The sequence below is a fragment of the Brachybacterium sp. AOP24-D1-21 genome (assembly GCF_052378665.1).
GTDB lineage: Bacteria > Actinomycetota > Actinomycetes > Actinomycetales > Dermabacteraceae > Brachybacterium.
The window spans coordinates 2,040,187-2,055,614 of the sequence record NZ_JBQSXX010000001.1 but is presented as its reverse complement, the minus strand read 5'-3'; the positions used below and the strand labels follow the sequence as shown (position 1 = coordinate 2,055,614).

The window sequence follows — 15,428 nt, the reverse complement described above, 5'->3', positions numbered from 1 at the left end:
CAGCTCGGGACTGTCCGTCAGCGGGTCTCGGTGGGATCGCCGATCCAGCCGACCACCAGCGGGGCGAGCGTGGAGCGCTCATAGGCGAGGAACAGGAAGGGCGAGTCCAGCACGAGCTCCTGGTCAGGGATCTGGGCGGAGGTCTCGGCCATCACCACCGCGGTCGCCGCGGCGGCCTCCATCCCCTGCTCGTCGATCGTGATCACGGCCTTCTGCAGCACCTCGTCGATCACCAGGTCCACCGCGCCGGTAATGCCCGAGAAGTCAGCCTCCTTGCCGAAGGCGTCGGTCATGCCGAGGCTCTTGAGCGTGTCCTTGAGCGCGGATTCCCAGCCGATGTCAAAGGCGGGGACGGCCAGCTGGGTGGAGGCCTGCGAGTCCTCGAGCCCGCTCAGCAGGGCGGCGAGACCAGAATCCTTCCCGGATGCGGCCTCCGCCCAGGCATCGAGGACGTCGGTGAGGTCACCGGTGGGCTGCACGAGCGCGAGCGCGAGGTCTTCGCCGTAGGTGCCCAGAGAGGTCGCCCGGCACACTTCGTCCTCGTACCAGGTGGAGGTGCTGCCGTGGAGCATCTCGGCGCTCAGCTCCGAGCCGTCCGCAGTGGTGAAGGTGCCGCCGCCCTTCGTGAGCTCCTCGGGCCAAGCGGCCTTCAGGTGCAGGGCGTTGACCAGCACGAGGCGGGTGTTCGAGTCCAGGATGCCCTCGGGGATCAGCTCTTCGATGAGGTCGTCGGTGGAGTCGGCGACCCACTCGTTGATCTCCTCCCGGGCCTGCTCACGCTCGGCGTCGTCGGTGAAGTCCGCCTCGAAGAGCCCGCTGCCGAACCAGGTGGCAAGGTCTTCGAGGAAGGTCTCCTGGATCTCGAAGCCCTCCTGGAGCCAGGTCCCGTTCACGAGCGAGGCACGGGCCGGCTCGGGCGCCTCGTCGTCATCGAGCTCCCGCTCCTCGTCGCCGACGGTGGCCAGCAGCTGCGAGAGCGTGTTCGCACCCTCGGCGAGGACCTCCATGCTCCCACCGAGCACCTCTTCCATCTGCTGGAGGGTCTGCCCGGCCGCCCCCATGCCGACCATCGTGAGCGCGACCTGCGCGGACAGCGGCGAGCAGACCGCGTTGACCTCCGCGCGGTCGATCGCGCCGAGCATCCTCGCGGTGAAGGGAATCGCGACGCCGCCGGCATCGTCCGCCGGGCCCGGCGCGGCCCGTGGCAGCTCCGCGGCGAGATCCGGGCCCTCGCCCTCATCCTGCCCTCCGCACGCGGCCAGGCCCAGGGCGAGAGGCGGCAGCAGCGCCGAGGTGGCCAGCAGCGAGCGACGGCGCACCTGGGGGCGCCGCAGCTCGGGGTGTGCGGAGGCAGAGGTGGTGCGCATGCCTCTATCGAACGATGCGCAGGCGCCCGTGGCAAGGGCCGACGCCTCCCGGCGCCTCACCGCCCCCACATGACGCTGGTCGGGCACCGGCGCCTGAGCATCGGTGCCCGACCATGGGTCAGGCTGTAAGGGTCAGGCTGTAGGGGTCAGCCCTTGACCGAGCCCTCCGTGAGGCCGCCGCGCCAGAAGCGCTGCAGCACCAGGATGAGGATCGCCAACGGGATCACCGAGAGCAGGGCGCCACCGATGGTGAGCTGGTAGAACTCCGGCAGCCGGTCCGTCTGGGCCCGCCAGTTGTCCAGGCCCAGGGTGATCGGGTAGAGCTTCTCGTCGGCCAGCATCACCAGCGGGAGCATGTAGTTGTTCCAGATCGCGACGAACTGGAACAGCAGGATGGTCACCAGAGCCGGGGTCAGCTGCGGCAGCGCGAGGCGATGGAACAGGCCCAGCTCCCCCACCCCGTCGATCCGGCCCGCCTCGAGCATCTCCTCGGGCACCGCGGCGCTCGCGTAGATCGAGGCGAGGAACAGCCCGAAGGGGCTCACCAGCGAGGGGATCAGCACCGACCAGTAGGTGTTGGTGATGCCCATCGAGCTGAACAGGAAGAACAGCGGCAGGGCGACGGCGGTGCCGGGGACCAGCACGCCTCCCAGGACCAGCGCGTACACGAAGTTCCGGCCCCGGAAGCGGTACTTGGCCAGGGCGTAACCGGCGGCGGTGGCGAAGTAGGTCGCCAGCACCGAGCCCACCCCCGCATAGAGCAGCGAGTTCAAGCCCCAGCGGGGAAAGATGCCGCCGTTGGCGTCGAGCACGGCACGGAGGTTCTCCAGCAACTGGAAGTCCTCGCCGAACCAGAAGCCGCCGGTGCCGAACAGATCCTCGGTGGACTTGGTGGCGTTGATCAGCACCCAGTAGACGGGGACCAGGAAGTAGAGCGCCACGATCACCAGCAGTGCGGTGATGATGATCGTGGTGGTGGGCTTGCGGCCCGCATCACGAGAACCGGCGCGGGAGTCCTTGGCCGAGTCCCTGCGACGCCCTGCGGGGCGAGTCGTGGTGGTGGTGTCGGCGGTGCTCATGAGCGCTTCTCCGTCCAGTTGGAGACTCCCAGCGCAACCGCCGAGAGCAGGAAGGCGGCCAGTGCGATGATCACGGACTGCGCCGCCGCCATGCCGATGTCGTTGTACTGGAATGCGAAGGCGTAGGCGGACATGTTCGGGGTGTACTCCGAGGTGATGCCTGCGCTCATCGTCTGCAGCAGCCGCGGCTCGGCGAACAGCTGCAGGGTGCCGATGATCGAGAAGATGATCGTGAGCATCAGGGCGGGGCGGATCAGCGGCAGCTGGATCGCCATCGCGACCCGGAACGAGCTCGCACCGTCGAGCTTCGCGGCCTCGTACAGATCACCGGGGATCGACTTCAGCTGCGCGATGATGATCAGCATGTTGTAGCCGGTGTAGGTCCAGGTCACGATGTTCGCGATCGACCACAGCACCATGCTCGGGCCCAGGAAGTCGACGTCGATCCCGACCACTGCGAGGACGTCGATGATCGGCGAGAGACCGGGGATGTACAGGAAGGACCACAGGATCGTGGCGATCACGCCGGGGATCCCGTAGGGCAGGAAGTAGGTGGCGCGGAAGAAGCCCGGCCACTTCGCCGAGGCGCTCTCCAGCAGCAGCGCCAGGATCGTGGCGGCCACGATCATCACGGTCACCTGCACCACGCCGAACAGGATCATGCGCCCGATCGACTCGATGAAGTTGACGTTGGTCAGCGCGGCGAGATAGTTGTCCAGGCCCGCGAAGACGCTCTCGGTACCGCCCTCGCCCAGCAGGCCCTTGCGCTCGACCCGGGTGAAGCTGTAGCCGATCGCCATGATGATCGGGATGATCATGGTGCCGATGAACAGGATCAGGAAGGGTGCCAGCAGCACCCATGGGGCAGTTCTCGATCTCATCGTGCCTCCTCCGCGTTCAGGCCGATGGTGCGCATGATCTCGACGATCTCCGTCTGCGCTGCGGCGAACATGTCTGCGAGCGGGACTTCGCCGGTGACGGCGGTGGTCATGCCGTCCCCGACGATGGCCTGGACGCGCTGCATCAGCGGTGCCCAGGTCCACTCGAGGTTCTGGCCCTCGGCCATCGGGACGATGACGTCTTCGTTGTAGTTCTGTCCGGAGAAGAAGTCGTCGGGCTGCTGGCGGATCTTCCCGATGTAGTCGGCCGCCGGGGACCAGCCGATGCCGGAGTGCTCGATCATGGCGTCGATCCCGGCGGGGTCGGTGCACATCCAGGTCAGGAACTCGAGCGCCTCGGCCGGATGCGCGCTGGTGGAGGAGACCGCTGCGGCCGATCCGCCGTGCCCGCCCGAGGCATAGCCGTCGGGCCAGGTGGGCATGGGCGCCACGGCCCATTTGCCCTCGCCGCCGGGGATGGTCTTGGCCAGCGCATCGGACCAGGACCCGCTGATGGAGGCGAGCACGTTCCCGTCGGCCGCCGCGGCGTACCAGGGGGTCGTGAACGAGCCGTATCCGGTGCCCACCAGCTTCTCGGCGAAGATGCGGTCCCAGTACTCGGCAACCCGCATCGAGGCGTCGCCGGTCATGTCGACGATCCAGCCGTCACCCTCGGGACGGAACCAGTTCGCGCCGGCCTGCATCACCCAGGCGATCGGGTGGGAGCCGTCGGAGGGGTCCAGGCTGATCAGCATCTTGCCGGCCTCGGAGACGATGCCCGCCGTCTCGTAGAACTCATCCCAGGTGGCGGGGACGGAAAGGCCCAGCTCCTCCTCGAGCACCTCGCGGTTGTAGAAGGTGGCCACGGGGCCGGTGTCCTGCGGGACGCCCCAGATGGTGTCGCCGACCTTCGCCTGGCTGATGGCTCCTGGATCGAACAGGGACTCCTGCTCGTCGAAGCCGTAGCGGGAGAGATCCACCAGGGCGCCGGCGAGGGCGAACTCGGGGATCTGGCGCAGCTCGACCTGGGCGATGTCCGGGCCGCCGCCGGCGGCGATGGCGGAGAGGATCTTCGCGTAGCCGCCGGTGTTGCCCCCGGGTATCCAGGTGGCGTCGACCTGGATCCGGTCCTGCGACTCGTTGAAGACATCGCAGACGTTTTGCAGGTCCTTGAGCCAGGCCCAGTAGGAGAGGTGCACCTTGCCCTCCGCGGGCGGAATGGTGGGTGCTGCATTCACCTCACCGGGGTTAGGCGGCGCGCAGGCGGCGAGGCCGGCGGCGACTGCCGCTCCGCCCCCCGCCAACGCGGCTCGGCGTGAAAGACGTGGCGTCATCGCTCTCCCTGTCACAATTCGTCGGTGAATTCCACCCGAGCATAGCGTCGATCCGGTGGATGGCAAGGATGCTACCGTGAACGTTCACGATTTGAGAAGGGGGCGCGATCCGGCGCGCCGCGCAGCCCCGCCGAGCCCCTCACCGCGCGCTGCCCCGGGCCCCGCAAGAGCCCCGCTCAGGGCCCCGCAGATGCGGTAAGCACCACACTGCCGCCCTCCTGGCCCGCAGTTGCCCGCATCCGGCGCCCATGACGAACTACCCGGTGGTAACGTCACGCTCCGGCACCTCCAGATGCCGCATCACCTGCGCCCGCCGCGGCCTTCGCCGCCACCGCGCCCTCCCCGTCCCCAAGGAACTGCTTCATGGTCGACCTCCGCCTCGACGCCCAGTGGATCGACTACGCGATCATCGCGTTGTACTTCGCCTTCGTGCTCGGAGTGGGCTGGTACGCCAAGCGCGGCGTCTCCACCTCCATCGAGTTCTTCCTCTCGGGCCGCTCGCTGCCCGCCTGGGTCACCGGCCTCGCCTTCATCTCCGCCAACCTCGGCGCCGTCGAGATCATGGGCATGTCCGCCACCGGCGCCCAGTACGGCATGCCGACCATGCACTACTTCTGGGTCGGCGCCGTCCCGGCGATGCTGTTCCTGGGCGTGGTGATGATGCCCTTCTACTACGGCTCCAAGGTGCGCTCGGTCCCCGAGTTCATGCGCATGCGCTTCGGCACCGGGGCGCACCTGGTGAACTCCATCAGCTTCGCCGTCGCGCAGCTGCTGATCGCCGGCGTGAACCTCTCGCTGCTCGCCACCATCGTGAACCGCCTGCTGGGCTGGCCGATGTGGGTGGGCCTCGTGCTCGCCGCCGCGTTCGTGCTGTTCTACATCACCGTGGGCGGGCTCTCCGCCGCGATCTACAACGAGGTGCTGCAGTTCTTCGTGATCGTCGCAGCGCTGCTGCCGCTGACCCTGATCGGCCTGCACCGCGTGGGCGGGTGGAGCGGGATGAAGGAGCGCATCGCCGGTGACGGCATGCTCGGCGAGGAGCAGCTGCACACCTGGCCCGGCCAGGCGCTCTCCGGCTTCGACAGCCCGGTGCTGTCCGTGGTGGGCATCGTGTTCGGCCTCGGCTTCGTGCTCTCCTTCGGCTACTGGACCACGAACTTCGTGGAGGTCCAGCGCGCGATGGCCAGCAAGTCGATCACCGCCGCCCGGATGACCCCGATCATCGGCGCCTTCCCCAAGATGCTGATCCCCTTCATCGTGATCGTCCCCGGCATGATCGCCGCGATCCTGGTCGGCGAGCTCACCGAGTTCAAGCAGCTGGACGTGGGCGGGGACGCGGCCGGTGCCGCGGCCACCGGCGTCACCTACAACGACGCCCTGCTGCTGCTCATGCGGGACGTGCTGCCCAACGGCCTGCTGGGCGTGGCGATCGCCGGCCTGCTCGCCGCGTTCATGGCCGGTATGGCCGCGAACATCTCCGCCTTCAACACGGTGGTCAGCTACGACCTCTACCAGCAGTACGTGAAGAAGGACGCGCCCGACGGCCACTACATGAAGGTGGGCCGCATCGCGACCGCCGCGGCCTGCGTGATCGCGATCTTCACCGCACTGATCGCCGGGCAGTTCTCGAACCTCATGGACTACCTGCAGACCCTCTTCGGATTCTTCAACGCCCCGCTGTTCGCGACCTTCATCCTGGGCATGTTCTGGAAGCGGATGACGCCGACGGCCGGCTGGGCCGGCCTGGTCTCCGGCACCCTCGCCGCCGTCGCCCTGTGGAGCGCCTCCACCTTCTTCGGCGTCTTCGAGCTGCCGGGCCAGGGCCTCGCCTTCGTGAGCGCCGCGACCGCGTTCGTCGTCGACATCGTGGTCTCGGTGATCGTCACCCGGTTCACCGCCCCGAAGCCCGCGCATGAGCTGAAGGGCCTGGTCTACTCGGAGACCCCGAAGGCAGACCTCGTGGATCCCGAGGAGAAGGACCTGCCCTTCTGGCGCCGTCCCGCCCCCATGGCCGGCATCGCCCTGGTCCTGGTCATCATCCTGAACATCGTCTTCGCCTGAGCGCGGACGGAAGAGAGAACCCATGAGCACACACAAGGATCAGAACCCGACCGCGGACCGCGGATCCGGCACCCCCGAAGCCGCTGCGGTCCGGACCGCAGGCGCCTTCGACATCCGCAACTTCATCGGCTCCCTGCTGGGCCTGTTCGGCCTGGTCCTGCTGGGGATGGGCCTGTTCGCCTTCACCCCCGTCGAGGCCGCGAAGACCGGCGGGCTGAACGCCAACCTCTGGGCGGGACTGGCGATGCACATCGTCGGGATCCTCTTCATCCTGTGGACGAAGCTGGACCCGATCCGGATGGTCGTGCGCGAGAACGAGGACGGCGCGGAGGAGCCCCGCGACATCGCGGCGCTCGACTGAGCACGTCCCTCCCTGGCCTTGCCCCACCTTCCTGGCCCCGGACACACCGGGCAGGAGCCAAGACCTCGCGGCGAAGGACGCGCTGGAGGAGCCCGGCCCCAGACACGCCGTGCGCTCGCCATCGAATCCACCGATATCTTCCGTTCCTGGAAGATATCGGTGGATTCGCGCGTTCCACGCCTGCGTGTCGCGGCGCGACGAGCCGCGGGCGACCGGGCCACCAGGTCACCAGGTCACCAGGTCACCCCACCAGGCACCATCCCCGGGTGCGCGCTCCCCACCTGGTCCTTGCCCTGCGCAGCTCGCATACCATCGATGCCGACACCGCATCCGATGAAGGAGCATGAGTGACCGACCAGCCCCGCCCCGCCAGCACCCACGAGAACACCGCCACCGTCCCGTCATCCGCCGCCGAGAAGCCCGCCCGTGAGGACCACCTGGTCACCACGCTGCACTCGCTCGCACTCCCCGACGGGACGCTCGACTACACGGCCACCGCCGGCACTGTGGTGCTGAAGGAGGAGCCCGAGGGCGAGGAGTACGGGCGCGGCGCCGCCTACGCGGAGCTGTTCTCCGTCTCGTATGTCGCCCAGGGCGTCGAGGGTGCGGGGCCGCGTCCGGTGATGTTCGCGTTCAACGGCGGTCCGGGCGCCTCGACGGTCTGGCTGCATCTGGGCCTGCTGGGGCCGCGCCGCGTGGATTCCGGGGATGCCGGCTCCCCGACCGCTCCCCCGCACCGACTGCTGGACAACCACGAGACGATCCTGCGCGACGCCGATCTCGTGGTGGTCGATGCGATGACCACCGGCTACTCCCGTCCCGCACCCGGGCAGAAGCCGGATCGCCATCACGGGCTCACCGCCGACCGCGATCTCATCGCCGCGTTCATCATCGACTGGCTGAGCCGCAATCAGCGCTGGACCTCCCCGATCCACCTGGCCGGGGAGTCCTACGGCACCACCCGCGCCTCCGCGGTCGCCGCGCACCTGATGGACCGCTACTACGTGGCCGTTGCCGGGATCGCGCTGATCTCCCCGGTACTCGACTTCGGCACGATCGTGTTCTCCGAGGGCAACGACAGCCCGTACATCCATTACCTGCCCACCTATGCCGCGATCGCCCATGCGCACGGCAAGCATGAGGGCCGGCTGCTGCAGGACGTGGTCGACGAGGCGGAGGCCTTCGCCGAGCAGGAGTACCCGGCGCTGCTCGCGGCCGGTCTGCGCCTGGCACCTGAGCAGACGCAGGAAGCCGCGGCCCGCATCGGCGCACTGATCGGGGTGGACCCGGACTGGGTGGAGCGCGCGGACCTGCGCGTGGAGCATCTGGCCTTCCTCGCCGAGCTGCTGCGCGATCAGGGCCTGGTCACGGGTCGCATCGACGGTCGCTTCACCGCCCCGGCCGGGAACGGGAACTCCGCGAGGATGGAGACCGATCCGTCGATCGATCAGCTCGCCCCGTCGTACACCGCGGCGATCAACCAGTATCTTCGCAGCGAGCTCGAGTTCTCCTCCGACGTGATCTACGAGATCATGTCCGGCCGTGTCCATCCGTGGAGCTACAAGGATTTCGAGAACCGCTCGGTCGAGGTCGCCTCGGACCTCTCCCGGCTGCTGCGGAAGTCCCCGCACACCAAGGTGCTGGTCTCCCACGGCTATCACGACGCCGCGACCCCGTTCCACGCCAGCGAGACCGTGCTCGCCCAGCTCGCGATCCCGCGCGAGGACTACAGCGAGCGGATCCGCATCGAGTACTACGAGGCGGGGCACATGATGTACTGCCACGAGCCCAGCCGGCTCGCCCTCTCGCAGCACCTGAGCGAGTTCGTCACCGGCGCGGAGCCCGCAGGCACTGACGACGCGGAGGCCGATGTGGACGCAGACGCCTCGGAGTGACCTGCCCGGACCGGGCGGCCCTGCTCGCGGAGCCGCCTCCTGCCCACCCAGTCGTGAGTTCCGTGCGGCTAGCGACCCCGGAACTGCACACTTCTCACGACTCGATCAGGAGTCAGCACCAGATCAGGTCTCAGCACGGCACTGCGCCTCACTGCGCCGCACCTCGCGTCTTCCCGACCCTGGCTGCGCTCAGCCCAGCAGCGGTGCCAGCTGCCCGAGCGTCTCGTTGAGCGCCTCGGTCGAGGAGGGGTGGGTCCAGATCCCGTTCTTGAGCTGGGTCGCGGTGGTGCCGGTGCGCATCGCGAGCGCGAGAAGGTTGATGACCTCCTGGGCGTCGACGTGGAACAGTCGCGCGCCGAGGATCTGATCGGTCTCCGCGTCGACCACGATCTTGACCAGGCCTCGTGGATCGGCCACCGCCTTCGGGCGCGGCATCGCCTTGATGGTCGCGACCTGCTGGCTCGCCACCAGGATCTTCCGCCCCTCGGCGAGCGCCTCGGTCTCGGTGAGGCCGACGGCCGCGAGCGGCGGGGTGAGGAAGATGGTGGTCGGCACCGCGATGCGGTCGGTGGTGGTGCGGCCGGACGCGCTGCCCCCGGACGCGCTGCTCCCGGAGGTGCTGTTCCAGGGCGCACTGCTCCCGGAAGTGCTGTTCCAGGAGGTGCTGCGGTTCCCCTCGCCGGTCAGCTGGGAGAGCACCACCCGGAAGTCGTCGAGGGACAGGTAGGTCTGCTGCTCACCGCCGTGCACGTCCCCGATCGCGAACACGCCCTCGGCGCTGGTGCGCAGGTGCTCGTCGACGGTGATCGCGCCGCGCTGGTCGGTCTCTATCCCCGCGGCCTCGAGCCCCAGCCCATCGGTGGCGGGGCGTCGGCCGGTCGCGAGCAGCACCGCGTCGGCCTCGATCCGCTGCTCGTGTCCCCCGCCGTCGGCCACCACGGTGGCGCCGGACGGGCCATCCTCGATCGCCTGCGCCGAGGCGGAGTTCAGCACGGTGATCCCGTCTCCCTCGAGCACGGCGGCGACCTCGCCGGCGACGTCCGCGTCCTCTCCGGGCAGCAGCCGCTCGCGACGGTTCAGCACTGTCACCTCGGCCCCGTAGCCCGCGAACATCGAGGCGAACTCGAGTCCGATCGGTCCGGCGCCGATGATCACGAGGCGGGCGGGGAAGGGGTCCACATGCTGCAGCGAGGTCGAGTCATGCACCCGTGCGGAGTCGAGGCCGGGCAGGTCCGGACGTACCGGAGAGGCGCCTGTGTTCACGATGACAACTGGCGCGGTCACGGCCAGGCTGTCCGCCCCGCCGGTGACCTCGACGGTGCGCTCGCCGGTGAAGCGGGCCCGGCCGTCGATCAGGGTGACGGCGTCGAGATCGGCGAGCATCGCATGGTTGACCTCGCGCATCTTCCCCACCACGGTGTCGCGGCGGGTGACGGCACGGGCCCAGAACTGCTGGGGGTCCTCGCCGTCCCGTCGCTGCTCGGCGTCGTGGATCAGGGTCTTGGTGGGCACGCAGCCGATGTTGATGCAGGTGCCCCCGTGCATGGACTCGAACTGCTCGATCACCGCGACCCGTCGGCCCGCGGCCCCGAGCGTGGCGGCGAGGGTCTTGCCTCCCTTGCCCCAGCCGATCACCAGGATGTCGAAGGAGAGGGTCTGGGCGGTGCGCTGCGCTGGAGCCATGAATCCATCGTAGACCTCCCCGATCCGCCCCCGCCGTGATGGACTGGCAGCATGGCTGCACCCCTCATCGAAGACCACGCCCGGCTCTCGGATCAGCGCACCACCGCGCTCGTCACGCGCGAGGGGGATATCGACTGGCTGTGCCTGCCGCGCTTCGACTCCGACGCACTGTTCTGCTCGTTGCTGGGGACGGAGGAGCACGGGCACTGGTCGTTGCGCATCGCCGACGGCGAGGTCCTCTCACGCCGCTACCTTCCCGGCACGATGGTGCTGGAGACCACGTGGCGCTCCCCCACCGGCACGGCGACGGTCACCGAATTCATGCCGGTCGCCGGAGGCGACGCCTCCACCCCCGAGGCGGAGAGCTCCGACTCGGCCTTGCCAGGCACCGGACCGGCGGACCAGTACGAGGACGGGGACCAGGACGGCGACCAGAGAGACGCTGAACCCGATGACGAGCGCGACGACGAGGGCGAGGCCTCGGGCTCTGCGTCCGGCTCCTCCCCCGGCTCTGCGGGGTCCCTGCGCGGTGACACCGAGGATCACGCCGATCTGGTCCGCCTGGTGCGCTGCACCGGCGGCGAGGTCGAGGTGGTCCAGGAACTGAAGATCCGGTTCGAATACGGGCTGGCAGCGCCCTGGGTGCGCCGGGGCGAGGATGTCGCCGGGGAGAAGGTGCTGATCGCGATCGCCGGCGGTGACGGGATCGCGCTGCACGGACCGGCGCTGACCGCCGGAGAGAACCGCTCCCATCAGGGACGCCACCGCCTTGGCGCCGGGGAGGAGACCGCCTGGGTCCTCACCTGGTTCCCCTCCTGGCTCGAGGTGCCTCCGGTGCAGGACACCCGCAGAGAGCTCGAGCGCACCATCGCGGAGTGGACGGGCTGGCTGGGACAGGTGCGGGTCGATGAGGAGCATGCCCAGCCGGTGGCCCGCTCCCTGCTGGTGCTGAGGGCCCTGACCCATCGCCGCACCGGCGGGATCGTCGCCGCGGCCACCACCAGCCTGCCGGAGGACTTCGGCGGGGTGCGCAACTGGGACTACCGCTTCTGCTGGCTGCTGGCTGCGGGACGCGGCGCTCTCGCTCGAGGCGCTGCTGACCCACGGGCACGTCGACGCCGCCGCCGGGTGGCGGGAATGGCTGCTGCGCGCGATCGCCGGGGATCCCGAGCGGCTGCAGATCATGTACTCGATCACCGGGGACCGGAACCTGCTGGAGCGGGAGCTTACGCACCTGCCCGGCTACGAGGAATCCGCGCCAGTGCGGATCGGCAACGGTGCCGCCGGTCAGTTCCAGGCCGACGTGGTGGGCGAGGTGATGATCGCCCTGGCGATGATGCGCGATGCCGGCGTCGAGGAGACGCAGTGGTCCTGGCCGCTGCAGAAGGCGCTCGTGCGCTTCACCATCGACCGCCTGGACGAGCCCGATCAGGGTATCTGGGAGATGCGCGGGGAGCCCGCCTTCTTCACCCACGGCCGGGTGATGGTCTGGGCGGTGTTCGACCGCGCGATCGATGCGGTGCGCCGCCATCACCTGCCGGCGAGCGCCGAGGATCTGGCGCTCTGGGAGCGGCTGCGGGAGCAGGTGCGCGAGGAGGTGCTGACCCGCGGCGTCGGCCCCGACGGCGCATTCACCCAGACCTACGACTCCACCGAGGTGGACGCCTCTCTGCTCCAGATCCCGCACACCGGGTTCCTGCCGGCGGATGATCCGCGCGTGCTCGCCACCGTCGCGCGGATCGAGCAGGACCTGCACGTGGAGAACGGGCTGATCCTGCGCTACCGCACCCAGGGCCAGGACGGCCTGCCCGGCGATGAGCATCCCTTCCTGGTGTGCTGCTTCTGGCTGGTCGAACAGTACGCCTCCTCCGGCCGCACGGCCGATGCCGAAGCCCTGCTCGACACCCTGCTGGCCGAGGAGTACGACACCGGGGCCCGCCGCATGGCCGGGAACTTCCCCCAGGCCTTCAGCCATCTGGGACTGATCCGGGCCGTGGATGCTCTGGCCGTGGCGCGCGCCTGACCGGGCGGCGCCCGGCCGGACGGTCGGCGAACGCTCGCACGGCGGGTGCAGACTGGGAAGGACCCCCGACGACCACAGGAGGAGCACCCCATGACCCACCGCCCTGCCCTCACCCCCGCCACGATCACCGAGCTGCTCGAGCGCACCCCGCGCAGCTCCTTCGTAGGCGGCAGCTTCCTCGGCGGCACGCCCTCGCTCGAGGTGATCGACCCGGCCACCGGCCAGGCACTCACGCAGGTCGTCGACGCCGACGCCGCAGCGATCGGCATGCAGGCCCTCGAAGCGGCGCACACCGCCCAGGAGGACTGGGCCGCGACCACCCCGCGGGAACGCTCGGAGATCCTGCGCCGCGCCTACGAGCTGTGCCACGAGCGGGCCGATGACCTGGCGGCGCTGATGACTCTCGAGATGGGCAAACCGCTCGCGGAGGCCTATGGCGAGGTCACCTACGGCGCGGAGTTCCTGCGCTGGTTCAGCGAGGAGGCGGTGCGCCTGCCCGGCCGCTTCCGCCACGCCCCGGCCGCAGACCACGCGATCGTGACGGTCGCCCGGCCCGTCGGCCCCACCCTGCTGATCACTCCGTGGAACTTCCCGCTCTCGATGGGCACCCGGAAGATCGCCCCGGCGCTCGCGGCCGGCTGCACCGTGGTGCTCAAGCCCGCCCAGAAGACTCCGCTGACCTCGCTCGCGCTGATGGCCATCCTCGCCGAGGCGGGTGTCCCGGACGGGGTGGTGAACTGCGTGGTGACGAGCGATTCGAAGGGCCTGTCCTCCACGCTGATGGCTGATCCCCGGCTGCGGAAGGTGTCCTTCACGGGCTCCACCGGCGTGGGCCGCACCCTCATCGCGCAATCCGCCGAGCACGTGCTGAAGACCTCCATGGAGCTGGGCGGCAACGCCCCGTTCCTGGTGCTGCCCTCCGCAGACGTCGACACCGCGGTGGAGGCGGCGATGCTCGCGAAGTTCCGCAACAACGGTGAGGCCTGCACTGCCGCGAATCGCTTCTACGTCCACTCCTCGGTGGCCGAGGAGTTCACCGCGAAGCTGGTCGAGCGCACCGAGCAGCTGGTCCTCGGCCCGGGCGCGGAGGCGGGGACCACCCTCGGCCCGCTGATCGACGAGGCCGGGCTCGAGAAGGTCGAGGAGCTCACGGCCGACGCGGTCGACCGTGGCGCACGGGTGCTCACCGGGGGCACCCGGAGCGAGGGTCCGGGCTTCTTCTTCCCGGCGACCGTGCTCACCGACGTGCCGCGCGAGGCGCGGATCCATCGCGAGGAGATCTTCGGGCCGCTGGCCCCGCTGACCGTGCTCGATGACGTCGAGGAGATGACCGCCGCGGCGAACGACACCGAGTTCGGGCTGATGGCCTACGTCATCGCGGAGGATCTCCGCGAGATCACCGCGGTGACCGGCCGGCTCGAATCGGGGATGGTCGCGGTGAACCTCGGGGTCGCCTCCGATCCGTCGGCCCCCTTCGGCGGGGTCAAGGAGTCCGGGCTGGGCCGTGAGGGCTCCCATGAGGGCCTCACCGAATTCCTCGAGACCACCTACGTGCGCCTGCCGCTGTGAACTGGTAGGACGTCGGCCCGCTCGTCGGAGGTCGGCGACAGAGATTTCAGCAATCGATTGCACCAGGGCTCGCGAGTCGCTACGGTCGTGCCGGAAGGTCCCATCAACGACCCCCGCCTCCGTCCAGAGCCGGGCGCGGCGACACAAGGAGCTCGACGTGCGCACCATCTCCCGATCCGCAGTTGCCCTGTCCACCATGGCCCTCGCCTCCGCCAGCCTCGCGCTCGGCGCCGGCAGCGCAAGCGCTGCCCTGACCACCTACTGCGACGGGGAGGCATCGGGCGTGACCGTCCCCGGCGACCTCGTCGTCGCCAAGGACTCCTCCTGCGTCCTGACCGACGTGACCATCGAGGGCGAGGTCCGCGTCCAGGCCGGCGGCGATCTCCTGGTCACCGACACCTCGGTCGCCGAGCGGGTGGTCGTGCAGGCTGATGGCTACTTCGATGGGACCGGCGCCGAGATCGGCGGCAACATCGTCTCCCGGGGCGGATACGGCGTATACCTCGACGCCTCCACCGTGGGCGGCAGCTACGTGGGCCGGGCGGCCGAGGACGCTGAGCCCTTCCTCTACTCCTATGACACCGCGATCGACGGCCGCGTCACCGTGGCCCAGGGACTCGTGCATCTGCAGACGGTGACCGTCGGCGGTCACCTGACCAGTGAGAACTCCCTCTACACGGATATCCTCGACTCCACCGTCGCCCGCGATCTCACCGTCACCAGCGCCGCCGAGGGAACCGCGCTGTGCGGCAGCGAGGTCGACGGCGCGGCCACCTACACCGGCAACGCCGGCGTGCAGATCGGGACCGGCGGCGCGCTCATCGACTGCGAGGACCCCAACTACCTCGGCGGAGACCTCACCATCTCGGACAGCACCGACGGGGTGGACGTCACCGACAACATCATCCGCGGCGACCTGACCGGCTCGGGCAACGACCCGGCGCCCACCGGAGCCGACAACCGGGTCCGCGGCGCAGCCAGCGGTCAGTTCGCCGAGCTGGCTCCGGCCGCTCGCACCATGAGCACCCAGTCCTCGACGCAGGATCACCAGCAGGAGCTGGACGACAAGCGCGCCGAGCGGCGCGGCTCCGCCGAGGAGGCCGCCGAGCTCTCGGGCCCGGCTGACCTGCGCTGATCGCCCCGGTGCGGTCGGCCTCTGCGAAGCAGCCGCAGCACCC

At 69.5% G+C, this 15,428-nt stretch carries 10 protein-coding genes and 1 pseudogene; 6 read left to right on the top strand and 5 right to left on the bottom strand.

All coding sequences use genetic code 11. The features are described 5' to 3' along the window. Nucleotides 1–17: 17 nt before the first annotated feature. The 4 genes from ACT3UF_RS09175 to ACT3UF_RS09160 all read right to left on the bottom strand — a co-directional run bounded on the left by ACT3UF_RS09175 (nt 18) and on the right by ACT3UF_RS09160 (nt 4,562). Nucleotides 18–1,367, bottom strand: a complete 1,350-nt coding sequence (locus ACT3UF_RS09175; RefSeq protein ID WP_441445347.1) for a serpin family protein — start codon at nt 1,365–1,367, stop codon at nt 18–20. 146 nt (nt 1,368–1,513) lie between these two features. After that, entirely contained in the window at nt 1,514–2,446 is a 933-nt protein-coding gene (locus ACT3UF_RS09170; protein WP_441445346.1) for a carbohydrate ABC transporter permease, read from the bottom strand. Next, a complete protein-coding gene (locus tag ACT3UF_RS09165) occupies nt 2,443–3,327 on the bottom strand; it encodes a carbohydrate ABC transporter permease (protein WP_441445345.1) in 885 nt (294 codons plus the stop codon). The genes ACT3UF_RS09170 and ACT3UF_RS09165 overlap by 4 nt, the downstream gene beginning before the upstream one ends. Then, on the bottom strand, nt 3,324–4,562 hold the full coding sequence (locus tag ACT3UF_RS09160; protein ID WP_444599110.1) for an ABC transporter substrate-binding protein: 1,239 nt from the start codon (nt 4,560–4,562) through the stop codon (nt 3,324–3,326). Before ACT3UF_RS09160 ends, ACT3UF_RS09165 begins: the two co-directional genes overlap by 4 nt. A 459-nt stretch (nt 4,563–5,021) precedes the next feature. On the opposite strand from ACT3UF_RS09160, the gene ACT3UF_RS09155 reads away from it, so the two are divergent. The 3 genes from ACT3UF_RS09155 (at nt 5,022) to ACT3UF_RS09145 (ending at nt 8,975) form a co-directional block, all read left to right on the top strand. Then, nucleotides 5,022–6,719: a sodium:solute symporter family protein gene (locus ACT3UF_RS09155; RefSeq protein WP_441445343.1), complete on the top strand. Its 1,698-nt coding sequence runs from the start codon at nt 5,022–5,024 to the stop codon at nt 6,717–6,719. A 22-nt stretch (nt 6,720–6,741) separates the two neighbouring features. After that, nucleotides 6,742–7,080: a hypothetical protein gene (locus tag ACT3UF_RS09150; protein ID WP_441445342.1), complete on the top strand. Its 339-nt coding sequence runs from the start codon at nt 6,742–6,744 to the stop codon at nt 7,078–7,080. Nucleotides 7,081–7,427: 347 nt separating this feature from the next. Continuing rightward, complete coding sequence (locus ACT3UF_RS09145; RefSeq protein WP_441445341.1) at nt 7,428–8,975, top strand: S10 family peptidase; 1,548 nt, start codon at nt 7,428–7,430, stop codon at nt 8,973–8,975. Between the two features lie 189 nt (nt 8,976–9,164). Here ACT3UF_RS09145 and ACT3UF_RS09140 read toward each other — a convergent pair whose 3' ends face one another. Next, nucleotides 9,165–10,658, bottom strand: a complete 1,494-nt coding sequence (locus tag ACT3UF_RS09140) for a dihydrolipoyl dehydrogenase family protein (RefSeq protein WP_441445340.1) — start codon at nt 10,656–10,658, stop codon at nt 9,165–9,167. Nucleotides 10,659–10,709: 51 nt separating this feature from the next. Between ACT3UF_RS09140 and ACT3UF_RS09135 the strand changes: the two are divergent. The 3 genes and pseudogenes from ACT3UF_RS09135 to ACT3UF_RS09125 all read left to right on the top strand — a co-directional run bounded on the left by ACT3UF_RS09135 (nt 10,710) and on the right by ACT3UF_RS09125 (nt 15,385). Continuing rightward, nucleotides 10,710–12,681, top strand: a pseudogene (locus ACT3UF_RS09135) (glycoside hydrolase family 15 protein). A 90-nt stretch (nt 12,682–12,771) separates the two neighbouring features. Next, complete coding sequence (locus ACT3UF_RS09130; protein ID WP_444599111.1) at nt 12,772–14,250, top strand: NAD-dependent succinate-semialdehyde dehydrogenase; 1,479 nt, start codon at nt 12,772–12,774, stop codon at nt 14,248–14,250. A gap of 157 nt (nt 14,251–14,407) precedes the next feature. Next, nucleotides 14,408–15,385: a hypothetical protein gene (locus tag ACT3UF_RS09125; RefSeq protein ID WP_441445338.1), complete on the top strand. Its 978-nt coding sequence runs from the start codon at nt 14,408–14,410 to the stop codon at nt 15,383–15,385. The last annotated feature ends 43 nt before the right edge of the window (nt 15,386–15,428 follow it).